This is a genomic window from Streptomyces sp. RG80, assembly GCF_040446465.1.
In the GTDB taxonomy this organism is placed as follows: Bacteria; Actinomycetota; Actinomycetes; order Streptomycetales; family Streptomycetaceae; genus Streptomyces.
This window is the reverse complement of sequence record NZ_JBEAAJ010000016.1, coordinates 103350-127187: the sequence shown is the minus strand read 5'-3', so window position 1 is coordinate 127187 and position 23838 is coordinate 103350. Positions and strand designations below refer to the sequence as shown.

Sequence of the window (23838 nt, the reverse complement as noted above, 5' to 3'; positions counted from 1 at the left end):
GAAGATGTCACGTACGAGCGGCACGGGTTGTTCCCTACGCTCTGCCGGGTCGCACAGTCCGGCAGAGCACGGGATGTCAGTCAGCCGACATCGAGGTAGTCGACGTTGGGCAGTCCGGCGGCCGTGGTGGGATCCAACCGGATGGTGTTACCGCCCGAGTTGAGCGAGACGGTCACCGTCTTGGTCGTCCATGTCGTCCACGCACCGGTGGGCTCGAACGAAATCGTCCCCACCGATGATCCGTTGACGACCAGGTTCGCCGGCCTCGCACCGCTGCTGCCATTGGCGAACCGGATCCCCACGGTGGCCGAACCCGAGGCCTGCGGGGTCACCGTGAACTGCGCGAAGGCACCCACATCGGCGGTGCCGTTGCAGAACCCGCTGCCGGAATAGCCGGCTTGATTCGAGTCGATCGTGCCCTGGCACTGTGCCGGAGCGGTCTCTGCCTCGTAACGCCCCTGAGGCGCTGGTGTGTCGGCAGAGGTCTTCACGAGTGAGAGCTGGTCGACGGTGACATTGCCCGAACCCGACGCCCGCACGGTGACGGTGGCGGCCCCACCGGGCAGCTCGATGCCGGTGAGCTCGCGCTTGGCCCAGCCGCTCGACGACGGGATGCCGAGGGTGCGTTGGCTGCCGTTGGCGCCGGTGATCACGACCTGTCCGGCGCTGCCCCGAGCGTGCAGGGACAGGGTGTAGGTGCCTGCGGGCACCGACTCGATCCGCTGCTCGACGCCGCCGCTGTTGCTCACCTGGAGGGCGAAGCGAGACCCGTTCACACCACCGTTGACGTTGGTCACCGAACCGCCGAGGTTCCGCCATCCCCGTACGCTGGAGACGATGACGCGGTCGGCCTGGATGTCGGGGTTGAGGATGTAGTTGTTCGCCGGCCCGACGCGCCACTCCCCGGTCGTGGCGTTGAACTGCCACTGGCTCACCGAGTGGAACTGCGGCCGTGCGCCGGTCTTGGTGATCGGCACCCACTGGTTGTACCCGATGCCGTTCCAGGCGAAGTCGGCCCAGCGGTCGCCGGCGTAGAGCACCGTGTTCTGCTTGGTGCCCTTGACCGTCACGAAGAACCCGGTCTGGGTCACGTGGCTGTAGTCCATCTCGGTGCCGGCAAGGACGTATTCGCTGCTGTAGGAGCCCTGGACGTTGCTGCTGGTCGACTCATTGACGTAGTTGACAGAGGTGTTCCAGCCGTGCAGGTCCGACGCCGCGTGGTAGTACTTGCCGTCGAGCTTGAACATGGCGTTGCCCTCGCGACCGGAGCCGCTGCGGATCTGCACGGCCGGCTCGATCCGCAGCGAGTCGGACTCCCGGAACTTGGCCACGAAGCCGCGCGACCGGCCTTCCCGGTTGGAGAAGATCAGGTAGTCCTTGCCGTTGTCGTCGGTGAAGACGGTCTGATCCCCTGTGCCGGTCGTGGGCGAGTTGGTGATCTGGGTCTGGAAGTAGCCGTAGTCGAAGGTGTCGGTGGGCGAGTCGCCCTGTAGCAGCAGGACCCCGTGACCGCCTCCGACGTATGCCTGGGTGGCGAGCACGTACTTGCCGGTGTTCTCGTTGTACGCGACCCCGAGCCGTCCGACCCATCCCGCCTGGCCGAGGGTGGCCCCGTTCTGGATCCTGGTCGAGCGCGTCGCGACGTTGTTCTCGAACTTCCAGTTCACCAGGTCCTTCGACGAGTACACAGGGATCGAGACGAAGCTGACGTTGCCGTCGTACTTCTTCGTCGGATTGGCACGGTAGAGCTCGGCGCCGGTGTAGTGCACGCCGTACCAGTAATACGTGTCGCCGAACTTGAAGACCCCGCCGCCCTGCGAGTAGATGGGGTTGCCGCTGGTGTCGTTCCAGAAGGTGTTGTTCGTGATGGTGTGGAACGTGCCCTCGTCAGCGGCCTTCAGATCGGCGGCGGCGGTCATCAGTGCCGTCTTCGCGTCGGCGACCTCCGACGCGGTGGCCGAGGAGTCGTCCGCGACCTCAGCCGCGGCGGTCAACGCCTTGGCGAAGGGCTTCCAGGAGTCAGCCGTGTACTTCGTCGGAGTGCGCGTCTGGTAGTCGGACACCAGGTACTCGAGGCCGCGATGCACTGTCGGCGCAGCAGCGGCACCCTGGTGTGAGGGAGCGGTTGCCGGTGCCCCCACTGCATGCGTTTCCGCCGCAGCGGTGTTCGCCGACAGCGGTGCCGCCAACGCCACGGACAGCAACGCGGCTGCGGCCGGCTTCCAGTACTTCGAGACGACACGCGGTCTGTGCCTCACGAGGTCACCTTCCGTCGTTCTCAAAGGCGCCGAGATCCGGCGCACTTCCGCTGAAGGGCAGTCCCACGGCGGTGCCCTTGTCGATCAGCGCACTGTTCGCCGCGAGACGGAGGTGGGGCAGCGCGGGCAGGCTTCCGTCACTCTGACGGGGCGCGTCCCAGCCGGACGTCGACACGCTGCGGAACTGGGAGTCCGACAGGGGGACGCCGAGGTTCCAGGAGTTGTACGCCGCGTTCGTGCCCGTCATGTTCGACGTGGCCGTCCCGGTGTAGGCGATGTTGTTGCGCAGGTTGCCCCGCCCGACGGCGGCACCGCGCGAGTCGATTCCCAGCATGTTGAAGTTGGGGCGGTTTCCGTAGCCGGTGTTGTTGAAGAAGTCGTTGGCGACCGGGTGGTGGTTGGCGTAGAAGCCGGCCGCCTTGTTGAGGAACGCCACCGAGAAGCGAACGGTGTGTTTCGGCGCGTTGGCCTCATAGTCACCCCCGTAGCCGCCGGACTTGAAGCCGGCCCCGTTGCCGGCGGACGTCGTCGTCCCCGGCACGTACCCGTTGCGCCAGGCCCACGAGTTCTCGATGGTCACTGGCGAATAGGTGGAGATGAGGTCGAATCCGTCATCGGCGTTCCACCACGAGCGGCACCCCCGGAATACGTTCGCGGACCGGCCGGCCGGCGTGTAGTGCGCGCCGAAGCCGTCGGCGTTCTCGCCGGGCCCGTCATTGCTGCGCGGGTCGTAGTTGTCATGCGCGTCCGAGTTGAGAACGAGGTTGCCGCTCCCGCCGCTGATGAACAGGCCTGTCCCCATGTGATGGTGGGTGTTGATCTGCTCGAAGACGTTGTCGCTGCCGAACACCCAGATCCCCCAGGACTCGGCGTTCCGGTTGTTGTTCTGGGGAACGCCGGTGACTTCCAGTCCTTTGAGGTGGATCCAGCTGCCGGTGACGTCGAATCCCTTGATGCGGCAGTCGTCCCGCATGCGCGAGAAGTCGAAGACCGGTTTCTCGCCCGGTTGGGCCCAGTAGCGGATCGGGTTGCCCGAGCTGCCGCTCTTGTTCAGGGTGATCGCGTCGACTCTGGCGGTCTGGCTCGAGCAGGCGCTGTTGGCGCGGGTGTAGGCATAGGTTCCGCCTCGGAAGTAGACGGTGTCACCGGCTTTGGCGGCGGTCTGCGCACGAGCGACCGATGCCCACGGGGCGGCCTGCGTGCCTGCTGCGCCGTCATTTCCGTTCGGGGCGACGTAGTAGGTGTCGCCGGCCGCCGGAACGCTCGCGGACGCCGGGCCGGGGACCATCGAGACGGAGCACACCGTGACCGCCGACAACAAGAGGGCGGCGGATTTCGCGTTTCTCACTGCGTCATCTCCCGGGGTAGGTGATTTCCCGTGCGGCAGTAGGGTTCGTGCCTGCCTGAAGAACTCAGCGCAGGTGCGAAAGCTGCTTTTCGAAGGGTGGGACCGAGCGGTTGCTTCTTCAGAACTTCATGGCGCCGGCGGCCAGGTTGGCGATGAAGTGGCGCGAGCCGATCAGGAAGACCCCGATCAGCGGGATCACGGACATGAGCGCTCCGGCGATGACCATCGACTGGTCGGTGGTGTAGACGCCGTTCAGTTGCTGCACGGCCACCTGCAGTGTCACCTTGCCCGGGTCGGTCATCACGATCAGCGGCCACAGGTAGTCGTTCCAGATGTGGAAGAAGGTGAAGATCCCCAGGAAGGCCAGCCCTGGGCGCAGCACCGGCAGCCCTACCGTCCACCACTGCCGGAAGAACCCGGCCCCGTCGACCCTCGAGGCCTGGATCAGCTCGTCGGCGATCGCCCCCTGCGCGTACTGGCGCATCCAGAAGATGCCGAACGCGTTGGCCGCACCGGGGATGATCAGCGCCTTGAGCGAGCCGACCCAGCCGAGCCAGGCCAGGGTGACGAACTGCGGCACCAGCGCCAGCTGCATCGGAATCATGAAGGTGGCCAGCACGATCCAGAACAGCACCCTCCGCCCGGGGAAGTCGTATTTGGCGAAGGCGAAGGCGGCCAGCGAGTCGAAAAGCAGCACCAGGAACGTCACGGATGTGGCGGCCACGACGGTGATGCCCATCGACCCCCAGAAGTCGATCCCGTCGAACACCTTGTTCATGTTCTCCCACAGGTGGGAGCCCGGGATCAGCTTGGGCGGATAGGCGAAGATGTCCCCGGTGGTGTTCGAGGCCATCACGAACATCCAGTAGAACGGGAAGATCGTGACCAGCACGCCCAGCAGGAGCACGGCGTGGCCCATGATGGTCCGTGACCGGGCGGCGGTCTCAGCGCGCACGGGACTCCCCCTTCCGCTTGCCGGTGCCGATCGTGTCCTCGTCCCGACCGCCGATCAGCCGCCAGTTGATGACGGAGAACACCGCGATCAGGAGGAACAGCGCCCAGCCGACGGCAGCGCCGTAGCCGAACCGGTTGAAGACGAACGCCTGTTGGTACAGGTAGAGCACGATGGTGGTGGCCTCGCCGCCGGGCCCTCCGACGTTCCCGTTGTCGTCCACCGGGAACAGCACCTGCGGCTCGGTGAACAGTTGCAGCCCGCCGATGGTGGAGGTTACGGCGACGAACAGGATCACCGGGCGGAGCATCGGGATGGTGATCCGGAAGAAGGTCTGGCGATTGTCGGCGCCGTCGACCTTGGCGGCCTCGAACACGTCGCTGGAGATGGCCTGCAGGCCGGCCAGGCAGATGATGGCGTTGTAGCCGACCCACCGCCAGATGGTGATCACCGCCACGGAGGCCTTCATCGCCCACGGGTCGGACAGCCAGCCGACCTCGCCGGAGTTGATCGCCCGCAGCGCGCTGTTGAGCAGCCCGGAGCTGTCGCTGAAGACGGAGCCGAGCACCAGGGTCATCGCCACGATCGAGGTGACGTTCGGGACGAAGTAGGCCACCCGGTAGAACGCCTTGAACCGCACCGTGGTGTGCAGGGCGTACGCGATGACCAGCGCCAGGAAGACCATCGGGACGGTGGACAGGATCCAGATGACCAGGGTGTTGCCGATCGACTGCCAGAAGTCGGAGTCGGTCACCAGGTACGCGTAGTTCTCCCAGCCGATCGGCCGCGTCTCTCCGATGCCGTCCCATGACATGAACGACAGGTAGATGGAGAAGCCGACCGGGAAGACGCCGAATACGGCGAAGAGGATGAAGAACGGGGAGACCGCTGTGTACATCGGCCAGTAGCGGCGCCAGCCGGGCAGCGGTCGGGACCCGTCCGGTTGCGGCGTGGCGATCCTCCCGCGCGGCGCATCGGCGAGGCGCATTCAGATCGCCCCCTCGCGGGTGAGTTCGCGCTCGATGGTGTTCTGGGCGTCCCTCCAGGCCGTGTCGACGTTCTTGCCGGATTCCACGTTGGTGAGTTCGGCGGCGAAGACGGGGTCCATCACGCGGTCGTACGGGCTCTTGTAGACGGTCCTGACCTGCCGCGCCGACGGTCCGAACACCTCGATGGTGCGCTGTCCGCCGTAGAAGGGACGGGGCTCACGCATCTCCGGCCTGGTGAAGGAGCGCGGGGCGGACGGGAACAGCGACATCTCCGTGAACGCCTTGACCTGGTTCTCCGGCGACTGCAGCCAGGTGATGAACTTGTAGGCCGCTTCGGGGTTCTTGGAGTACTTGGTGATCGCCAGGAAGGACCCGCCGACGTTGCCGGAGCCGCCGGGCGGGTCGGCCACCCGCCACTTGCCCCCGGTCTTCGGCGCGGCCGACTCCGGGAAGGCGAGGCCCCACCACACCGCGCCGATACCGACCGGCTGGCGGCCGCTGGTGATCACTCCGTACAGGTCGGGGGAGCCCTCCGGGGCGCCGGCCGACAAGCCGTCCCTGCCGATCTGGTAGGCCAGTTCGAATGCCTCGCGCAGTTCGTCCCGGTCGCCGATGTACCGGCCGTCCTCGGTCATGAACTTGCGGCCCAGCTGGCCCAGCCGGATGCTCCAGACGTGGCGGATGTTGGGGCAGATCACCGCGCGCTCCTGGGACTTCCGCAGTTCCTTGCCCAGGGCGATGAAGCCGTCCCAGTCCGGGGCACGGGCGGCGAGCTCCTTCGGGTCGGTGGTGATGCCGGCTTCCTGAAGCAGGTCGGCGCGGTAGAAGAGCCCGGTGGGGCCGGTGTCCATGGGGAACGCGATCATCCGGCCCTCGGGCGTGACGCACTCGTTCCACTTCCAGTCCAGGTACCGGCTCTTCAGCCCGGCCGCGCCGAAGTCGTTGAGGTCGACGAACACGTCCTGGTTGGGGAAGTAGGTGGCCACGTCGGAGTTGATGCCGATGATGTCCGGCACCAGGGACTTGCCGGCGAGCGCGGTACGCACCTTGGTGTTGAAGTGACCACCGATGTTGGTGCGGCTGAGTCTGAAGCCCTGAGCCCCGGGGATGCCCTTCGTCTCCGCCCGGGTGATCAGTTCGTCGCTCACCGACCGGTCCCAGGTCCACAGCGTGATCTCATCCGGGTTGCCGAGCGAGCGCTGCGACCCGCAGCCGGCCGACCCGAACCCTCCGGCCGCCGCTCCGGCGCCGAGCGTCAGAAACCGTCTTCGTGACACTGCCATGAACGCGTGTACCACCTTCCGAGCGAGCGGCTCACCCCCTGATCGCTCAGGCGGTGGCCCCACAGACATCGCGAACTGCTGCTCTGGTTGAACGGGGGGCGGCATGTTCGAGGAGGCTCAGCACCGCCGCCGACACGCTGCCCACGAACGCCGGTGCGGACCAATTCCGGTGATCTACGCGGACGCGGCCCCTGCGGTCGCCGATGATGGCCTTGGGCGAGCACCAGTCGTACCTGAGGCAGCCCAGGCCCGAAGCGGCGAACTGGCGGGCGTCTCGCGTGTGCCCGATCGCACCGTCGCCCCGGCCTCCTTCTTCGTCGCACGCCGCGGCCCGGCCGGAGCCAAGCCGCTTCCGTACGCCGCCGTCAGGTTCAGGCGGGTACGACGGCGTCCTCGGTGTGCTGCACCGCCGTCGTTGAGGGCACCCGCGAACCGACCGGCCCCGGTTCGCGCCCACCGCCGCGTGCTACCTGAGATACGCGGCGAGCGGGAGGTTCTGGCGGCGAACGTCACCGGCGACGAGCCCCGCGACCCGCTGGGCGCCGTAGGTGTCGAAGTGTGTGTGGTCGTTGCAGAAGAAGGTGCCCAGGGGGCCGCTGCCTCCGTAGTCGCCGATGTTCGGGCAGAAGCGCAGGCTGTTGTAGAGCGAGACACTGAGCGTCTGCAGGTCGATGACGGGCGCCCTGGTGGCGGATCCGGCGGCGAACGTCTCGCCCACGAAGCCGCGGTTCTTGGTCGCTGTGCCGCCGGAGCAGGTGATGGCGGCCACCGGGGTGAGCAGCACCGGGTGCGCGCCCCGGGCCAGGGCGGCCTGAGCCATCGTGGTCATCAGCTGTTGGTACCGGGCCGGGCCGACGTGCCGCGGGCAGGTCGAGGAGGAGTCGTTGATGCCGAACTGGATGAACAGGTAGTCACCGGCCTTCATTCCGGTGGTCGAGTTCAGCATCGCCTGCCAGCGGGACGAGTACGTGGTGGACGTGAGGCGGCACTCACCGTCCGAGCCCTTGGTGCTGCTCACGTTCCCTTCGTACAGCCAGGTCTGGATGCTGCGGCCTCCGACCGCCTGGTTCTTGACAGTCACGTCCCTGTTGAACAGGGCGTCGAACTGGCTGCCCCAGCCGACCGGGCACCCGCCGGAGCTCGGGTTGGCCATGGTGGAGTCGCCGGCCAGCCATACGGTGACCGGTGCGGCGGCCGTCCGTGCGGCAGGGACCGGGGCCGCCTGGGCCTGGGCATGGGAGGCGCTGGTGCAGTTCGTGGCGACGGGGTCCGCCGCGGAAGCGGCGCTGACACCGAAGCTCGACAAGGCGATCATGAGCGCGGTCGTGATGAGAATCCGTAAGTTCCTCAACGGGTCCCTCCTTGGGACTGGCGCCGGGGGGCGGTCAGCGCAGATATGCGGCCAAGGACAGGCGCTGCTCGCGGATGCTCTGGAGCACCAGCCCGCCCATCTGGCTCGCGCCGTACTGCGAGAAGTGGGTGTTGTCCGTGACACCGTCAACGGAGGAGCGCAGGAAGAGCTGCGCTGAGGCGGAGGGGCCGAGGGACTCGACGAGCGCCTTGCTCCTGGCGGTCAGATCGATCACCGGAACCCTCTGGGCCGTCCCGACCGAGCGCATCTCGGCGGGCAGGTTCACACCGACGCCGTTGACGTGCAGGGCCGTCGACGTGAGCCGACTGCCGTCGAACAGCCGACGGACCGGCGGGGTCACCAGGACCGGGACGCCGCCCTTGGCACGGACCTGCGTGATCATGGAGGTGAGGTTGCTCCGGAAGGCCGACGCGCTGGTCTGCTTGTCGTTGTGGCCGAACTGGATGAACACCGCGTCGTTTGCCTTGACCTTCGACAACAGCGCCGGGAAGAGCGCCGAATTCCTCAAGAAGCTGCCCGAACTCTCCCCCGAGTCGGCGTAGTTGGCGACCGACGCTCCGGGCCCCACAGCCGGCGTGATCATCTGACCCCATCCCGTGTACGGGGCCACGGGCTGGTCGCACACGGTCGAGTCACCGGCCAGGTAGGCGACCAGCGGCTGGGCCGCCTCTCTCACGGAGACGGCGGACACCTGCGGGCTGGACCCCGCGAACCGGATGTCCAGACCGGGGTTTCCTGTGCCGCCCTGGCCGGTTGGCTGCCCTTCCGGCTGCCGCACGTTGACCGTGAACGAGTACGTTGCGGTGGCACCGGCCACCGTCTTCGTCGCCGGAAGCATCAGGCGCCGCGCCTCCACCCACATGTCGGTTTCGGCGGCGGTGGTACCACCGACGGAGACCGTCACGTCGTAGTTGCCGGGGGAGAGCGCATAGTGACACTTGATCGGCGCAGTGCCGGAACAACCGGCCGGCAGTGCCCGCGTGGTCGCATCCGCATGCGCCGCACCGGTGCCGACCAGCGTCGCTAGGGTCAGCAGACCCACTGCTCCCAGCCTGACCCCGTGCCCTTCTAGATCCAATGTCATGCCCATTACAATCACCAATCCCAGTCCTTGACCGGAGAGTTGCCCGGGTTGAGGTCCATGGCCCGTCGCTCAGGCCTGGGTGAAGCCGTTCATGATCGCGGTGGGCCGTTTACCGGAGGAGTCCCAGGCGCCCATGTTGTAGCCGGTGAACGGGGACATGCACTCCGGCTCCCAGTAGAAGATTCCCTGTCCGCCGTTGGCCTTGAGCGCCTTGATGTAGGCGACCAACGAGGCCTGGGTGGCGGAGACCCGGTCCACCCGGCCACCGAACTCGCTTTGCAGGAACGGTTTGCCGTAGGCGTCGGAGATCCTCTTCATGTTCGCCACGATCCCGGGGGCGAGGTCGGCGCTGCCGTAGGACGAGAACACCGACATGTCCCACTTGCCGCCGCTCGCGGCGAAGCGGCTGAAGAACGTCGTCAACACGTCGTACTTCTGCGGCTGGGCCAGATGGATACACACCACCGAGTTCGGGGACACCGCCTTGACCTGCGTGTACGCCGCGTTGAGCAGCCCTGTCATCTGCGCCCCGTTGGAGACGCCGCCGACCGGGCGGCAGATCCCGCTGTTGATCTCGTTGCCGATCTGCACCCAGGTGGGCAGCACGTCGTTGTTCCTCATGACGGTCATGGTCTGGTTCACGTACGTGCTCATCGCGGTGAGCATCTGGCCGTAGGTCATGCTCCGCCAGGCCGCGGGCGGGTTCTGCACACCGACGGAATTCCAGGTGTCGCCGAACATGTAGTCGAGCATGATCGACATGCCGGCGGCCTTGACCCGCTTGGCGAAGGCGGCGACCTCGTTGATGGCACAGTGCCCGTTGGCCGGGTCGTTGGAAGGGTTGACGAACGTGCGCAGCCGGACCGCTGTGATGCCGTATCCCTTGAGGATGGTCAGCAGGTCCTGGGTCTGGCCGCCGGCGTTCTTCCAGGAGTAGCCGCGCGCCTCCATCTGAGGTGCCCAGCTGATGTCGACGCCCTTGACGAAGCTCGCCGCGGCCTCGGCAGGTGTCTCGAGTTCGGCTAACGCGACGGCAGTGGCGACCGCTCCGGCGGTGGCGGTGGTGGCCTTGAGCAGGGTTCGTCGGCTGATGCGTCCGGCAACTGGTGTGGGGGGTTGCGGGGACATGGTCGGTCCTTTCCTTCCGTCGGCCGCGAGTGAGCCGTCGCGATCGGCGGAGAGAGGGCGGCGAGAAAGAGATTCCGAGGAGCGGGGGGATGGGTGGAGCAACTGGCCCTCAGACTCGCGGAGTTGGTGGGGGCCGTGGAGCGATCCAGCCGATGCGCCTCCCTCTGTGCGGCAACAACTACGACAGGAGTGCTGATGAGCGGCGCGTGTCGAGTCGAAGGGGGCGGCCTCGGCGTGCCAGGGACGCTCCTCCAGGTCGGATCTGTGAGCGATCACAGGGGTGTTTGCGACGGAAGTACACAATCGCATCACAACGAACTTGAGGTGCATCACGCAGCTTCTCGATCGGACACGAAGCTGTCAACCATTGCTCACCAATTCTTGGGAGAAGCAGTGTGATCCTGTGGATGGGAGCCCACCACTCCGCGGTCGTGAGCAGACTGAAACGATGGAAAGTAACTGCAGCTCAAGGGTCCCTCTAGGAGGACTTCAGCGACGGGGCGAGGCTGTGCACGCGACACCTCGCGGGCTCGCATCCGAACACGCTCGAACAAAAAAGGCCAACAGAATACTTGACGGACTATGGGCGAATTTCTACCCTCGCAGCGAATGGGAGCGTTCCCAGATCTGTGGTCAGACCGCCATCTCTGCGATCTTCAGGCCAACCCCACATCGGAGGTCATAGTGACCGACCCGCACCGGCATCCGCGCACCGCATCGCACCCATGGCGAATCCAATGCCGGTCCAGCAATCGGCTGTTCGGCGGCCCGGCGGCCGCCGCCGCACTGGCCCTCTGCGCACTCACCGGACTGGCGCAGACCGCGCACGCCGCGACTACGCGGCAGGTGGAACGCCTCGACCGGGGCCTGACCAGCGTCCACACCGGCAGCGGGAACCTGGTGGCGTGGCGGTGGCTGGCCACTGACCCGAACGACGTGGCCTTCAACGTCTATCGTGGCGGCACCAGACTCAACTCCTCGCCCCTGACCACGTCGACGAACTACTTGGACGCCGGCGCCGCGGACTCGGCGGACTACACGGTGCGCGCGGTGGTGAACGGCATCGAGCAGGCACCGTCCGAGCGCGCGCTCCAGTTCCGCACCGGGTACAGGGACGTGCCCATCTCCCCGCCGCCCGGGGGCACTTCACCGGGCAACTCGCCGTACACCTACGAGGCCAACGACGCCTCCGTCGGCGACCTCGACGGCGACGGCGCCCTGGACTTCGTTCTGAAGTGGCAGCCGACGAACGCCAAGGACAATTCTCAGTCCGGCTACACCGGCAACACGATCCTCGACGGGATCAAGCTCGACGGCACTCGCCTGTGGCGTGTCGACCTGGGCCGCAATATCCGCTCCGGCGCGCACTACACACAGTTCCAGGTCTACGACTACGACGGCGACGGCAAGGCCGAGGTCGCCATGAAGACCGCCGACGGCACGAAGGACGGAACCGGCGCGGTCATTGGCAGTTCCTCGGCCGATCACCGCAACTCCTCGGGATACGTGCTGTCCGGCCCCGAGTACCTGACGATGTTCAACGGGCAGACGGGCAAGGCGATGCAGTCTGTCGACTACGTCCCAGGCCGAGGCACGGTGTCGTCCTGGGGGGATTCCTACGGCAACCGCGTGGACCGGTTCCTGGCAGGCACGGCCTACCTGGACGGTTCCCGACCCTCGGTGATCATGGCTCGTGGCTACTACACCCGCACGGTGATCGCGGCCTGGGACTGGCGGAACGGGCAGTTCACCCGCCGATGGACTTTCGACTCCAACGCCAACAGCGGCTATGCCGGCCAGGGCAACCACCAGTTGTCGGTCGCGGATGTGGACGGGGACGGCAAGGACGAGGTCGTCTACGGCGCGATGGCCGTCGACGACAACGGCAACGGCCTGTGGACGACGCGGAACGGCCACGGGGACGCCATGCACGTGGGTGACCTCGACCCGTCCCGGCCGGGTCTGGAGGAGTTCAAGGTCGACGAGGACAGCTCCAAGCCGTCCTCCTGGATGGCGGACGCCAGAACCGGCCAGATCCTCTGGTCCACCCCGGGCGGCGGCGACAACGGCCGTGGGGTGTCCGGTGACATCTGGTCCGGCAGCGCGGGTGCCGAGTCGTGGTCGTCGCTCGTGAGTGGCGTCCGCAACCCCAAGGGCGCGGTGGTCGCCAGTCGCAAGCCCGGGTCCAGCAACTTCCTGACGTGGTGGGACGGCGACACCACACGCGAACTCCTCGACGGCACGCACATCGACAAGTACGGCACCTCCGGCGACACCCGCCTGCTCACCGGCTCCGGAGTCCGCGCCAACAACGGCACCAAGTCCACGCCGTCCTTGTCCGGCGACCTTCTCGGCGACTGGCGCGAGGAGGTCATCTGGCCGACATCCGACAACACGGCCCTGCGGATCTACTCCACGCCGTACCAGACGAATACGCGGATCACGACCCTCCTCCACGACACCCAGTACCGCACGGCCCTGGCCTGGCAGAACACCGCCTACAACCAGCCCCCGCACCCCAGCTTCTTCATCGGCGGCAACATGCCGAACCCGCCCCGCCCCACCGTCTCGCTGCCGAACAGCCTTTGAGCTGGACAGCCAACTTCCCTGATGCTTGAGCGAGTTCAAGCATCAGGGCACGTATCCCACCCAGCGACGGGATCAAACCGGTGCCGGTTCGCCCTCCCCCGAGCGGCCCGTGGCTGAAACCCGACAACTCCGCTTCCGGCCGACCACAGCACGCCCGGCTGGCCGACCTGCGCCGCAGCGTCCTCGCAGACGCCATTGCCGCAGTCAGGAACCGTGCCATCAAGGTGACCACATTCGTCCTCACCACCCCTGTACCGGACCCCGACGCCACCCGCATCTTCCTCGCGCAACACGCAAGCAGCCGCCGATGGGCCGGACACCACGAACACTTCACCTACCAGCCCCATAGGGGCCTCCGCCCCCCTTCAACACCCCCTGCCGCCGCGCCGGATCCGGCTCCGTCGACGGCGTGTTCGCAACCAGCCAGCGCGCGATGCCCCGAAGCCACGAGCCATACGAGGTCTACCTACGCTGGCTCCACCGCCACCTCGCCTTCTGCCACCCGCCACCGCAGAGGCCCGGCGAGCAGATCAGTAACGCGAAGGCACCGTCGGCCGGCTCTGCTGAAACAAGCAAAAGCGAGTGCAACAGGTCCCGCCACGGCAGACCACCCGAGGCGGCAGCGCCTTGTTGATGCCCCCGCAAGCGCTGGCGTCTGCCTTCCGGCAGGTGGCGTCAGATTCCGTGCGCCACCTTCAAGTGCCCGCACCGCACCATCGGATGCTCCCCGCCCCAGCCACCGGTGTAGGGATCGGGAAACATAGTCCGGCACTTATCGTCGCCACCCGAGCCCCGATAGCGAGGGCAACAGCACCGGTGAGGAGTGGGCGGCTCCGGCCGACTAGCCGTGCACAGATCTCCGACGAAGTCTCGCTCCTCCTCCCCCAGCTCCGCCCCCGACTCGCGCACCAGCTGCGCCGCCTTCCACCGCGCGTCCACGAGCAGCAAGGCCGCCTCGGTCAGCATCCGCGACTGCTCGTCGGTCCTGGCGTTCCGCATGGACTCAGACACCTACAGCCTCCTCAGAGTTGTCGAGACTGCCGTCCTACCAAACCCCCCGCACGCTCCCCGCACGACGCGCACGCCGGCTGCCGCATGCCGGCACTTTCCCTCCGACGGCTCCCCGTCCCGACCAGCCATACCGGCACGGCCTCGTGGCAGTCCTGGTGTGGTTTCGCCCCGGACGACTTGCTTAGCCTCCCCGCAGTCGCCGGTCAGGGGAGTGCGATGGCGCTACGGCTACGTGTTCCGCGAAGAAGGTCCAATTTCCCCGCGTCGCTGCTTCCGGTCGCTGCCGTGTAGGTGACCATGCGCAGGTCGGCGCCGGGGACGATGAGGACGTCGCAGTCGAGCTGGATGTCGCCGATCTGCGGATGTCGGATCGTCTTGCGGTCGCTGGTGTGTTGAGCGGCGGTCGCTTGAGCGGCCCAGTGATGAGCGAAGGCGTCGGACACGCCCCGCAGTTCGTGCACGAGACGATCGAGCTGGGCGTCCCTGGGATAGCGAGACACCGCGTCCTTGAGGTCTGCAACGATCGACGCCTCGAAGGTGTCTGGTCCGCGCTCGGATCGGACGGGCAGCATCGAGGCGTGTGCAACGCCGTTGCCGAACAGCGCACGGGCGAGGTTCCGTTCGACGGGCGGGACGACGGAAGCGTCGCCGAACACGGCGCTCCACATACTGTTCCACCACACCAGGGTCCAGTCTGCGCTGAACACGCCGACCGGGACGTCGCCCAGACGCGCGGCGAGCCGCTGGATGCCCGCAGGCACGTGGGTGCTGACCGTCCCGTCCTGCGGCGGCAGGAGCCCGGCGCTTCGGTACAGCTGGTCGCGCTCGACGCGGGAGAGCTGAAGGGCCCGTGCCAGGGCGCCGACGACCTGGGCCGAGGGGTTCTGCGCGCGTCCCTGTTCCAGACGGAGGACGTAGTCGACGGAAAGCCCGGCCAGTTGCGCGAGCTCCTCGCGGCGCAGTCCTGGGGCACGACGGCCGTGCGTCACGGCGAAGCCGGCGTCGGCCGGAGCGAGACGGTCTCGCCAGGCGTGCACGAGGGCCCCGAAAGCGGAGCGGGAGGAAGCCATGAGGTCATTCTCGCCGCGCGACCCAGGACCAGCATGGGTACTGCCAGTCCTAGTGACGGGGACGGCACTGGTTGGCGGTGGCGCGAGCGGCGAACGTGGACGTGTGTCCAAGCCGGACGCCATCGGCGAAGCAGTCAAGGAGCCTTCCATGCAGCACACCATCGTGATGACGGGAGCGAGCCGCGGGATCGGCCGTGTCGCCGCCGGGCAGATCCTGCGGCAGTCGCCGGACGTGCACCTCCTGGTCGTCGCCCGCGGATCCTGCGGCGCACAACTCGCTGCGGAACTCGCCACCGGCGGGCACACGGTCTCGCACGTCTCAGCGGACCTCGGCTCGCTGGACAGCGTCCGCTCAGCCGCCACCGAGATCCGTGACCAGCTCGATCGCGGTGACCTCCCACCGCTGCGCGGCTTCGCGGGCAACGCGGGCATGCAGTACACGAACGCGCTCACCGAGACACCCGACGGGTTCGAGTCCACCTTCGCGGTCAACGTGCTCGCCAACCACCTGTTCGTTCGCCTGCTCCAGGACTGCTTCGCCGCTCCCGCCCGGATCGTGATCACCGCCAGCGACACCCACTTCGGCGACTTCAAGCACAACATGGGCATGGTGCCCGGCCCGGCCTGGAAGCCCCCGGACGTCCTCGCCCGCACCGGCGCCTTCCCCAACCCGGACACCGTGGTCGCCGGGCGCACCGCGTACTCGACGAGCAAGCTGGCGGCCATCTACCTCGTGCACGAGTACGCTCGCCGTCTTCCGGCCGGGATCGACGCCATCGCCTACAACCCGGGCTTCGTCCCCGGCACCGGCCTCGCCCGCAACGCCGACCTCGTCTCCCGGTTCGCGATGCGGCGCATCCTGCCGGTGATGACCCTCACCCCGTTCGCCACCAGCCGCAACGCCGCAGGCCGCTACCTCGCCGACGCCGTCCTCGGCACACCCCAGGCGCCGACCGGCTCCTACGTCAACCGCAGCCGTGTGGACCGCTCGTCGGAAGAGTCCTACGATCCACGGCGCGAAGGCGAACTCTGGAATGCCGCCGAACGGTTGACGGCCACGTGAGCAGCCAGCACGCATGCGCTCACAGGTGAAGTGGTGAGCCGTTCACCCCGCCAGATCGACCAGTGACCGAATGGCCCGACCGGAAGCAGTGAACACAACCCCTGATGATCAAGGCCGGGGAAGCCTTTGATCATGAACAGGGGACGCGTTCACCGTCTTCCCTGATCGGTCTGCGGCGCCACTGCGTAGACATCGACTCCACCTACCCGGATCCGGAATGGGTGCGGCTCTTTTCATCGATTCCCTCTCCCCTCCCGAAGCTCTGCTCCTGCCCCACAAGTTGGAGGAGGAGGACGCCGAGAACTGGGCGAGGAGAGCAGGGCGCCCAGGAGGGCCCGGCTGACTCCGGCGACGGAGAGATCCGCCGAGCGGCGACGCCGAACAGCATTACGGGACGCAGGAGTCAGCGATCTCAGCGACCCGACGAGCATCCGTGTCGGTGTGCTCCGCCTCGGCGTCTTGCCGCGACCGCCAGGCGCCAAACCCTGCGAGAAACGCCGTCGCCAGCACTGTGGAGGGGGCGGCCGCCAACGTTCAGCTCCGGCACTTCGACCGAGCGGTGGCCCGGTCTTCCGCCGTACGGTTGCCGATCACCACCACGCGGGTGGCCCAGACCGAGATCGTACGTCGCCCGCCCGCCGCTGATGTCGTAGACCGCGCCGGTGGAGAAGCTGACCCGGTCGGAGGCGAGGAACGCCACCAGCTCCGCCACCTCTTCCGGACGTCCGATTCGCTGCATGGGAATGAGTCCGGTGATGTGTTCCAGCACGTCGGGGGCCGTGCTGTCGTTCATGGGGGTGGCGATCACCGCAGGGGTGATGACGTTGACGAGGACACCGCTGGTGGCCACTTCCTTGCCGGCCGACTTGGTGAGTGCGATCACGGCGGCCTTGGAGGCGGAGTAGGCCGACAGGCCCTAGCGAACACCTCGGCGCGGCACGCTTTTTGACGATCCTCGAATTGCTGGCCGCCCACTCCGGCCGCTCCTACGGTGAAGCCTCCGCACACGAGAACGCCGAACTCGGACATCGAACCGCTACGCCCACAAGCCTCGTCCGACACACCGGACGCGGTGATCTTCCAGCACGCTGTCCCGCTTCGCTTCCACTGGAGGTAATCCAACGTGCGCTCCAAACGTTCTCTCCTCACCGCCGGCAGTGCCCTGTCCTGCCTGCTGGCAGCGATGTTCGCCACCGGCGGGCCGACGGTCGCGGCCGTCCCCTCCGCCGACGGACCCGCCGCACGGGTCGTCACCCTCCCTCCGGCACCCGAGGGTGCGGGGCCGGCGGTGTCCGCCAAGGCGGTGGCCGCCGCTTCACCGACGACGTCTCCCGCGGTCCGCACCGAGCACGGGCCGCCCGGGTCCACATACGTGTGCGAAGCGGGCAACCTCTGCACCAACGTGTGGGACCCGACGACGAACGACTGGAAGACCTTCTTCTTCTACAACTGCAACCGCTACTACCTCTCCGACTGGAACGGCGGGGGTGACTACTTCAACAATCAGACCGGCAACGTCACGTCGTACTTCTACGGCCAGAGCGGCAACGTGCTGGCGTCCTTCCCGCCCGGTAGCGCCCCGGTCGCCTACAACTGGGACCCGGTGTGGTCCATCCGCAATTGCTGACCTGCCGCACGGGAGGAGATTTCTCATGGCACCACGCAGACTGGCCGCCGCGCTGTTCGCGGCGGCGGCCCTGGCGACCTCGGCGGTCGCACTCGACGGTACGGCGGTCGCGGCTGACACCGGCGCTTCGAACGGCCGCCCCGGCCCCCTCACCTCCGAGGAGGCCCGGCAGCCGTCGCTGACGGCGGCCCAGATGAAGAACGCCGTCGTGCTCAAGACGAACAGGTCCGCCTCGGCCGCCGCCTCGCTCAACTGCGCGTACTACTACGTGTGCGGGAAGGGCGCGAACGGCAACAGGTTCGACTACACCGTCTGCAACACGACGTACACCCTGCCCGACCTCGTGGGCTGGGGGTCCCTCCACAACAACCAGACACCAGGTACCAGGGCACACTTCTACGACGCGAACGGCGCCTGGATGTTCTCCAGCGACGCTCCCGACAGGAACGACGTGTTCTGGACCCCGGTCTGGTACGTCATCGCCTGCTGACGTCGGCCGTGATGCCCTGCCCGCGGACCTGGTCGAGGACGTCCATCACCTCCAGGGTCGCCTGCCAGGGCATCATGGGGCTTTCCGTTTCGCCCGTGCGCAGGCACCGCATCACCTCGCGGGCCTGGTGGACATAGCCGGTGCCTTCGTACGGGACGTCGATGAGGTCGAATCCGGCCTCGGCGCCTTCGCCCTCGTAGAGGGTGATGTGGTCGGGGCGGAAGAAGGGGGCCGGCAGCTCGATACGCCCCTTGTCCCCGGCCAGCGCCGCACGGCACGGGGAGCCCGTGACGATGCCGCAACTGAGCGCGGCCAGGGCACCGTCGGGGTAGCCGAGCAGGATGCCCGCGTTAGCGTCGACGCCCTCCGGGGTCGGGTGCGACCAGGCCTGTACGGCGCAGGGAACGCCCAGGAGCAGGTGGGCCAGGTTGACGGGGTAGACGCCGAGGTCCAGGAGGGCGCCGCCGCCGAGTTCCGGGGCGCGCAGCCGGTGGGTCGGTGCGAAGGGGCCCGCGAGGCCGAAGTCCGCGTGAAGGGTGCGCGGTTCACCGATCGCGCCGCTCGTGACGAGGTCCACGACCTTGCGGTTGGCGGGGTTGCAGCGCATCCACATGGCCTCCATCAGACGTCCCTGCCGGGCTCGCCGACCGCACCATCGGCGCCGATCTTGTACTTGTTGGGCTCCACCGTGAGCCAGGAGGAGCGGACGGTGCCGGAGCAGATGTGCTGGTGCTTATAGCGGATGTACTCGATCGGGACCTTGTACTGCCTGGAGTACTTCTGGTTGTAGTACCCCACATTGACGCTGATGCTGTGCGCCAGTTCCTTGGAGCCGCCGATCTTCCAGTTGCCGTTGCTCTTGAGGGCGATGTCGAAGCTGGTGCTCATCGACGACTCGTACTCGAAGGTCGATTTGAAGTCCCACCCGGCGTGGGCTCCACCGACCACCGTCTTCTTGATCTTGCTGGCTTCCCTGGTGCGGATCGTGGAGCAGCTGCCCGAGTCCAGCGGGGTGATGGGTACGGTGACCGCCTCGAATATGAAATGCCTTCGGCAACAGGTTCCCTCGAGGATGCGGAACGGCAATCCGGGTGCCCGACGCAACAGTGCCCATCATCCATACACCTCCCCGACCCGCCTGCCAGAGCTGCGGACGAGCCGACTACCCAGCAGGTCCTAGCACCCCGCAACGGTCGGGAAAGCCCAGGTAGCAGCGGCGCCCGACCCCCGATCTGGACCAGAACAAGGGCGAAGCACCCCACATCGGCACACCGCCGGAAGGCGCCGGGCTCTTCGGCCAGTACAGCAGCGGAGCCCTCGACCCCGAAGACATCGCCCCGGCCGCCCCGGTCCTGGACCAAGCCGACGTCGATCAGGACGCTGTGCGCCAACTGCGCATCGACAGCGCGGAGGGGGCGAGCACCGCGGCGCCGACGCCCTGGAGGGCACGGGCCGCGATGAGCCACCACGGGGTCTGCGCGGCGCCCACGAGAAGCGAGGCCAGCGAGAAGACGACCAGGGAGTACACGAACACCCTGCGGCAGATGATCGCGAGGACCAGCATCGCGCGGGCCGGAGCGCCGGCGGGCGTCTTGGCACTCTGGTCCGTTGCGCGGTCGACGGGGGTGGCGGGTACGGGTGCGGTGCGCACGGTGTCCCGTCGGGTCGGTGCAGAGTCGGGGTTCGTGGCCCCGGCCTCGGTCTTCTCCAGCAAAACGCGCGCGGGCCCGCAGGTGGGGGTCACTGCTGTTCCAGGTACTGGCAGTACCTCGCAGCCGTTCACCGACCGGCCTACGGTGGAGAAACCGGCACAAGATCCACGCCGATCACCGAGGAGTACCCGTGTTCCTGGCCGCCGACGTCAAGGAGTTCCTGAGCACCCGGCGGGCCCGCATCACCCCCGAACAGGCCGGACTGCCGGTCTACGGCGACAACCGCCGCGTCGCGGGGCTGCGCCGTGAGGAGGTCGCACTGCTCGCGGGCATGAGCGTGGACTACTACGTCCGTCTCGAACGCGGAAACCTCAGCGGCGCCTCCGACGCGGTCCTCGAATCCCTCGCACACGCACTGCAGCTCAACGAGGCCGAGCGCACCCACCTCTACGACCTGGCCCGCGCCCAGACCCCGTCGGGCCGCCGCCCCGCGGTGACCGCGTCCCGGGTACGCCCCACGATCCTCAGGTTGCTCGACTCCATGGCCGGGGTACCGGCGTATGTACGCAACGCCCGCTTCGACATCGTGGCCAGCAACACGCTGGGCCGTGCCCTGTACGCACCGGTCTTCAACTCGACCCTGTTCGCCCAGCGCGGGCCGGTCAACGCCGCCCGCTACATGTTCCTGGACCCCGCCAGCCAAGATTTCTGGGTCGACTGGACCAAGGGCGCCAACGACGCGGTCGCGTTCCTGCGCAACGAGACGGGCCGCGCCCCGCACGACAAGGCGCTGACCGACCTGATCGGTGAACTGAGCACCAGGAGCGACGAGTTCGCCGGCCGCTGGGCACGCCACGACGTCAAGTTCCACCGATCCGGCGTGAAGAAGCTCCACCACCCGCTGGTCGGCGACCTCGCCCTGCCCTACGAGGCGATGGAACTGCCGTCCGACCCCGGCCTGCGCCTCAACTTCTACACACCCGAAGCCGACTCGACGGAGCAGCAGGCCCTGAACCTGCTCGCCAGTTGGACGACCACCGGAACGGTCGTGCCCTCCGGCAACGACTGACCCCCCACGAAACAGGGAGAACCACTTCATGCAGTACCGACCGCTCGGCCGTACCGGCGTCCAGGTCAGCCCGCTCTGTCTGGGGGCGATGATGTTCGGCCCCTGGGGTAATGAGGACGAGGCCGACTCGATCAGGATCATCCACCGCGCCCTCGAAGCAGGCATCAACTTCGTCGACACCGCCGACGTGTACTCCGCCGGTGCCTCCGAGGAGATCGTCGGCAAGGCCCTCAAGGGCCGCCGCGAGAGCGTCTTCCTGGCGACCAAGTTCTTCATGCCGATGGACCAGGACGACCCCAACCAGCGAGGGGGCTCACGACGCTGGATCATCCGCGCGGTCGAGAACTCCCTGCGCCGCCTCGGCACCGACCACATCGACCTCTACCAGGTCCACCGCCCCAGCCCCGACACCGACGTCGCAGAGACCCTCGGCGCCCTGTCCGACCTCGTCCACCAGGGAAAGGTCCGCTACATCGGCTCCTCGTCCTACTCCGGCTCCCAGATCGTCGAAGCCCAGGGGACCTCGCGCGAGCGGAACCTGGAGCGGTTCGTCACCGAGCAGCCGCCGTACTCCCTCCTGGTCCGCGGCATCGAGGAAGACGTCCTGCCCACCGTGCGCCGCCACGGCATGGGCACCCTCACCTACAGTCCGCTCTCCGGCGGCTGGCTCTCGGGCCGCTACCGCAAGAACGCCACCGACGGGCCCGCGTCAGCGGCACGCCCCCAGGCCCGATTCGATATGAGCACCCCGGCCAACCAGCGCAAACTCGACGCCGTCGAACAGCTCGCGCTCCTCGCCGAGAAGACCGGCCTCACTCTGATCGAGCTGGCCGTCGCGTTCGTCATCAATCACCCCGGCGTCACCTCGGCGATCATCGGGCCGCGGACCATGGAGCAATGGGAGGCGTTCCTGCCCGCCGCCGACGTCACGCTGTCCTCCGACATCCTCGACGCCATCGACGAGATCGTCGCACCGGGCGTCACCGTCAACCCCGTCGACAACAGCTACGGCGACTTCGAACTCCGTGCCGACCAACGACGCCGCTGACATGAGCCGGCTCGGCCGCTTACAGCCGGCCGAGCCGGAGCACGATCACGGCTCACCGGCGAACAGCCGCCGCGCGCGACGCGCCGGAGCAGGACCACAGGCATCCATGCGGGCTCGAATCCTTTCGGCGCTGCACGCGCAACACTGAGAGCCGGTGCTTCTCGTACAAATCTCCGGTCGGGGCACGACTACCCGACACGACACTGATCGCTGTCTCCGCTACCTCCAACCGGTCCAAGAGCGACCAGGGCCCGGTCAGTTGGCAGCCGCCCGCCGCCGGCTACCGCTGCCCTACGCCACCGACTGGATCGCCCTCAAGACCCGCTGAGACCTGACACTCGACCCCGCCGAGCAAAGCGCGCTCACCGACATCCTCACCGCCCGCCTGAACCCTCCCGTCACCGTGCCCCTCGCCCGCTGACCAGGTGCGGGATGCGGGCGAGGCCGGGTCCGCCGCCTCATGTGCCCCGGCTACCGGGCGCCCGAAGGTGATCTCACATCCGGAAAGCGCCGGACACAGTCGCCCCTCAAGGGAGACACATCATGTCCCGTGAGCAGGACTTCCACGCCTTCAACATCACCGAGGCGGACGTCGACGCCGTCATCGCCACCGCCCGCGCCGCAGGAGAGGACGTACAGGCGCCGTCTGGAGGAGGCGAAGGCCGGGCTGTACGGCCCCGGCAAGGGCCAGGTCGGCGCGGCCCAGTGGCTTCCAAATGCTGGCGGCCGTGTCGGGGCCGCCGCGCGAGCAGCCATCCGCCGGACGCACCGTGTGCCGGTCCCGCCGCGCCCGCCTGTTTCCCGGGGCGCAAGGCCAGGCCAGCGGTACCCGGCTGTTCCTGGAAATCCAAGCCCGCGGCTACCTGGGCAGCCGCCAGGTCGTCCGCACACACCTCGCCGCACTCCGCACCGGCACCGCAGAACCGGCGGGCCGACATTCCCAGCCCCCGCAAGATCACCTCCTGGATCATGCGGCCCCGTAGGACGCTCACCGACAGCCACAACGAGCGCCTCCTTCAGGTCCGGCTCGCCTGCCCGGACTTCACCCGGGCCTGTGACCTCGCCTGGGCGTTCGCCGACTTGGTCCACCACCAGCGCGGATATCTGCTGCTGGAGTGGATCCGGCAGGCAGAGCAGGACGCACCGAAGCCCGTTAGGGGCTTCGCCGGCTTCCTCCGCCAGCACCCCGACGCTGTCACGCTGGACTCACCCTGCCCTGGAGCTCCGGGGGCGTCGAAGGACATGTGAATCGGGTGAAAAAGCTCAAGAGGTCTATGTATGGCCGGGCCTCGTTCGAGCTCCTCCGCACTCGCATCTCACTCAGCCGTCGCTGCCCCTTCAGTGGGCCTCTGGTGGCGAGGAAGGTTGAGCTGTTCGTGCAGGAGAGCCGCAGCCCGGAGGTCATTGGTGACCATCACCTGAGCCAACCTGCCCGCGACTGCGATCACGTTGCCCCAGGCTGGAGCATCGAGATAGACCTCGTCCGGGGCACCACAGCCCATTTCTTCCTGCACGGACGAGTAGACCTCGCCCAGCTCTTTCATGAGCGCGACTTCCTCCTCCGTCCGCAGGCTCTTGCCCAGCCACGGCGTGGGATCGTCTGCGTCGCAGAAGTCGTCGAACAGAACGGTGACCACGTAGTCCAGGTCCTCGAACTCCTCCGGCCGCAGCCAGACATCGCGTTGCCACAACGGACTCGCAATGGCGAGAACCGCTGGCACAACATGAAGTCGGAAGACCGGGAACTCAATGCCGTGATCCGTCACGTCGCGAGCCTACTGACAGGGTGAGGGACTCCACCCACT

At 67.5% G+C, this 23838-nt stretch carries 21 protein-coding genes and 1 pseudogene; 7 read left to right on the top strand and 15 right to left on the bottom strand.

Translation table 11 applies throughout. From position 1 onward, the window contains the following. Window positions 1–80: 80 nt before the first annotated feature. The 8 genes from ABKA17_RS48020 to ABKA17_RS42600 form a co-directional block, all read right to left on the bottom strand. A complete protein-coding gene (locus ABKA17_RS48020; RefSeq protein WP_502994535.1) occupies window positions 81–2258 on the bottom strand; it encodes a family 43 glycosylhydrolase in 2178 nt (725 codons plus the stop codon). A 4-nt stretch (window positions 2259–2262) separates the two neighbouring features. Next, window positions 2263–3606 carry a right-handed parallel beta-helix repeat-containing protein gene (locus ABKA17_RS42630; RefSeq protein ID WP_353697789.1) on the bottom strand — a complete coding sequence of 448 codons (1344 nt, stop codon included), beginning with the start codon at window positions 3604–3606 and terminating at the stop codon, window positions 2263–2265. Between the two features lie 118 nt (window positions 3607–3724). After that, window positions 3725–4561, bottom strand: a complete 837-nt coding sequence (locus ABKA17_RS42625) for a carbohydrate ABC transporter permease (protein ID WP_502994534.1) — start codon at window positions 4559–4561, stop codon at window positions 3725–3727. Beyond that, window positions 4551–5546, bottom strand: a complete 996-nt coding sequence (locus ABKA17_RS42620) for a carbohydrate ABC transporter permease (protein ID WP_353697788.1) — start codon at window positions 5544–5546, stop codon at window positions 4551–4553. Before ABKA17_RS42620 ends, ABKA17_RS42625 begins: the two co-directional genes overlap by 11 nt. Next, window positions 5547–6830 carry an ABC transporter substrate-binding protein gene (locus ABKA17_RS42615; RefSeq protein WP_353697787.1) on the bottom strand — a complete coding sequence of 428 codons (1284 nt, stop codon included), beginning with the start codon at window positions 6828–6830 and terminating at the stop codon, window positions 5547–5549. A gap of 466 nt (window positions 6831–7296) precedes the next feature. Then, the gene (locus ABKA17_RS42610) at window positions 7297–8181 is read right to left on the bottom strand and encodes an SGNH/GDSL hydrolase family protein (RefSeq protein WP_353697786.1); all 885 of its coding nucleotides are present in this window, start codon (window positions 8179–8181) and stop codon (window positions 7297–7299) included. Between the two features lie 34 nt (window positions 8182–8215). After that, window positions 8216–9244 (bottom strand): rhamnogalacturonan acetylesterase, encoded by a 1029-nt coding sequence (locus ABKA17_RS42605; protein WP_353697785.1) that lies wholly within the window; start codon window positions 9242–9244, stop codon window positions 8216–8218. Window positions 9245–9355: 111 nt separating this feature from the next. After that, window positions 9356–10414 (bottom strand): glycosyl hydrolase 53 family protein, encoded by a 1059-nt coding sequence (locus tag ABKA17_RS42600; RefSeq protein ID WP_353697784.1) that lies wholly within the window; start codon window positions 10412–10414, stop codon window positions 9356–9358. A 684-nt stretch (window positions 10415–11098) separates the two neighbouring features. On the opposite strand from ABKA17_RS42600, the gene ABKA17_RS42595 reads away from it, so the two are divergent. After that, entirely contained in the window at window positions 11099–13003 is a 1905-nt protein-coding gene (locus ABKA17_RS42595) for a rhamnogalacturonan lyase (RefSeq protein ID WP_502994533.1), read from the top strand. Window positions 13004–13678: 675 nt separating this feature from the next. Here ABKA17_RS42595 and ABKA17_RS42590 read toward each other — a convergent pair. After that, window positions 13679–14002: a DUF6422 family protein gene (locus tag ABKA17_RS42590; protein WP_353697857.1), complete on the bottom strand. Its 324-nt coding sequence runs from the start codon at window positions 14000–14002 to the stop codon at window positions 13679–13681. A gap of 215 nt (window positions 14003–14217) precedes the next feature. Then, a complete protein-coding gene (locus ABKA17_RS42585; RefSeq protein ID WP_353697783.1) occupies window positions 14218–15084 on the bottom strand; it encodes a helix-turn-helix transcriptional regulator in 867 nt (288 codons plus the stop codon). 148 nt (window positions 15085–15232) lie between these two features. Between ABKA17_RS42585 and ABKA17_RS42580 the strand changes: the two genes are divergently transcribed. Further along, the gene (locus ABKA17_RS42580; protein ID WP_353697782.1) at window positions 15233–16147 is read left to right on the top strand and encodes an SDR family NAD(P)-dependent oxidoreductase; all 915 of its coding nucleotides are present in this window, start codon (window positions 15233–15235) and stop codon (window positions 16145–16147) included. Window positions 16148–16559: 412 nt separating this feature from the next. Here ABKA17_RS42580 and ABKA17_RS42575 read toward each other — a convergent pair whose 3' ends face one another. Beyond that, window positions 16560–17060, bottom strand: a complete 501-nt coding sequence (locus ABKA17_RS42575) for an SDR family oxidoreductase (RefSeq protein WP_353697856.1) — start codon at window positions 17058–17060, stop codon at window positions 16560–16562. 210 nt (window positions 17061–17270) lie between these two features. On the opposite strand from ABKA17_RS42575, the gene ABKA17_RS42570 reads away from it, so the two are divergent. Both ABKA17_RS42570 and ABKA17_RS42565 read left to right on the top strand, forming a co-directional pair. Continuing rightward, window positions 17271–17774 (top strand): hypothetical protein, encoded by a 504-nt coding sequence (locus ABKA17_RS42570; protein ID WP_353697781.1) that lies wholly within the window; start codon window positions 17271–17273, stop codon window positions 17772–17774. A gap of 25 nt (window positions 17775–17799) precedes the next feature. Further along, window positions 17800–18264, top strand: coding sequence for a hypothetical protein (locus ABKA17_RS42565; protein ID WP_353697780.1), 465 nt, complete (start codon window positions 17800–17802; stop codon window positions 18262–18264). Here ABKA17_RS42565 and ABKA17_RS42560 read toward each other — a convergent pair. The 3 genes and pseudogenes from ABKA17_RS42560 to ABKA17_RS42550 all read right to left on the bottom strand — a co-directional run. Next, entirely contained in the window at window positions 18251–18886 is a 636-nt protein-coding gene (locus ABKA17_RS42560; RefSeq protein ID WP_353697779.1) for a Gfo/Idh/MocA family protein, read from the bottom strand. The two genes, ABKA17_RS42565 and ABKA17_RS42560, sit on opposite strands and share 14 nt — an antisense overlap. Further along, window positions 18886–19152 (bottom strand): hypothetical protein, encoded by a 267-nt coding sequence (locus ABKA17_RS42555; protein ID WP_353697778.1) that lies wholly within the window; start codon window positions 19150–19152, stop codon window positions 18886–18888. The genes ABKA17_RS42560 and ABKA17_RS42555 overlap by 1 nt, the downstream gene beginning before the upstream one ends. 508 nt (window positions 19153–19660) lie before the next feature. Beyond that, window positions 19661–19804 (bottom strand): annotated as a pseudogene (locus ABKA17_RS42550) (MFS transporter); the annotation flags it as partial. A 308-nt stretch (window positions 19805–20112) separates the two neighbouring features. Here ABKA17_RS42550 and ABKA17_RS42545 point away from each other — a divergent pair. From ABKA17_RS42545 to ABKA17_RS42535, 3 genes are all read left to right on the top strand, one after another. Further along, complete coding sequence (locus ABKA17_RS42545) at window positions 20113–20985, top strand: helix-turn-helix transcriptional regulator (protein WP_353697855.1); 873 nt, start codon at window positions 20113–20115, stop codon at window positions 20983–20985. Window positions 20986–21013: 28 nt separating this feature from the next. Next, window positions 21014–22033, top strand: a complete 1020-nt coding sequence (locus ABKA17_RS42540) for an aldo/keto reductase (RefSeq protein WP_353697777.1) — start codon at window positions 21014–21016, stop codon at window positions 22031–22033. A gap of 969 nt (window positions 22034–23002) precedes the next feature. Then, complete coding sequence (locus ABKA17_RS42535) at window positions 23003–23281, top strand: hypothetical protein (protein ID WP_353697864.1); 279 nt, start codon at window positions 23003–23005, stop codon at window positions 23279–23281. Window positions 23282–23349: 68 nt separating this feature from the next. Here the strand turns inward: ABKA17_RS42535 and ABKA17_RS42530 are convergent, their stop codons facing one another. Further along, entirely contained in the window at window positions 23350–23799 is a 450-nt protein-coding gene (locus tag ABKA17_RS42530; protein WP_353697776.1) for an SCO4402 family protein, read from the bottom strand. Window positions 23800–23838: the final 39 nt, after the last annotated feature.

What these genes read in the sequence shown, in the direction of transcription:
- ABKA17_RS42620 (WP_353697788.1), bottom strand. Translation starts at nt 5,546, where the DNA reads ATGCGCCTCGCCGATGCGCCGCGCGGGAGGATCGCCACGCCGCAACCG.
- ABKA17_RS42615 (WP_353697787.1), bottom strand. Translation starts at nt 6,830, where the DNA reads ATGGCAGTGTCACGAAGACGGTTTCTGACGCTCGGCGCCGGAGCGGCG.
- ABKA17_RS42600 (WP_353697784.1), bottom strand. Translation starts at nt 10,414, where the DNA reads ATGTCCCCGCAACCCCCCACACCAGTTGCCGGACGCATCAGCCGACGA.
- ABKA17_RS42590 (WP_353697857.1), bottom strand. Translation starts at nt 14,002, where the DNA reads ATGCGGAACGCCAGGACCGACGAGCAGTCGCGGATGCTGACCGAGGCG.
- ABKA17_RS42585 (WP_353697783.1), bottom strand. Translation starts at nt 15,084, where the DNA reads ATGGCTTCCTCCCGCTCCGCTTTCGGGGCCCTCGTGCACGCCTGGCGA.
- ABKA17_RS42580 (WP_353697782.1), top strand. Translation starts at nt 15,233, where the DNA reads ATGCAGCACACCATCGTGATGACGGGAGCGAGCCGCGGGATCGGCCGT.
- ABKA17_RS42565 (WP_353697780.1), top strand. Translation starts at nt 17,800, where the DNA reads ATGGCACCACGCAGACTGGCCGCCGCGCTGTTCGCGGCGGCGGCCCTG.
- ABKA17_RS42560 (WP_353697779.1), bottom strand. Translation starts at nt 18,886, where the DNA reads ATGGAGGCCATGTGGATGCGCTGCAACCCCGCCAACCGCAAGGTCGTG.
- ABKA17_RS42555 (WP_353697778.1), bottom strand. Translation starts at nt 19,152, where the DNA reads ATGAGCACCAGCTTCGACATCGCCCTCAAGAGCAACGGCAACTGGAAG.
- ABKA17_RS42540 (WP_353697777.1), top strand. Translation starts at nt 21,014, where the DNA reads ATGCAGTACCGACCGCTCGGCCGTACCGGCGTCCAGGTCAGCCCGCTC.
- ABKA17_RS42535 (WP_353697864.1), top strand. Translation starts at nt 23,003, where the DNA reads ATGCGGCCCCGTAGGACGCTCACCGACAGCCACAACGAGCGCCTCCTT.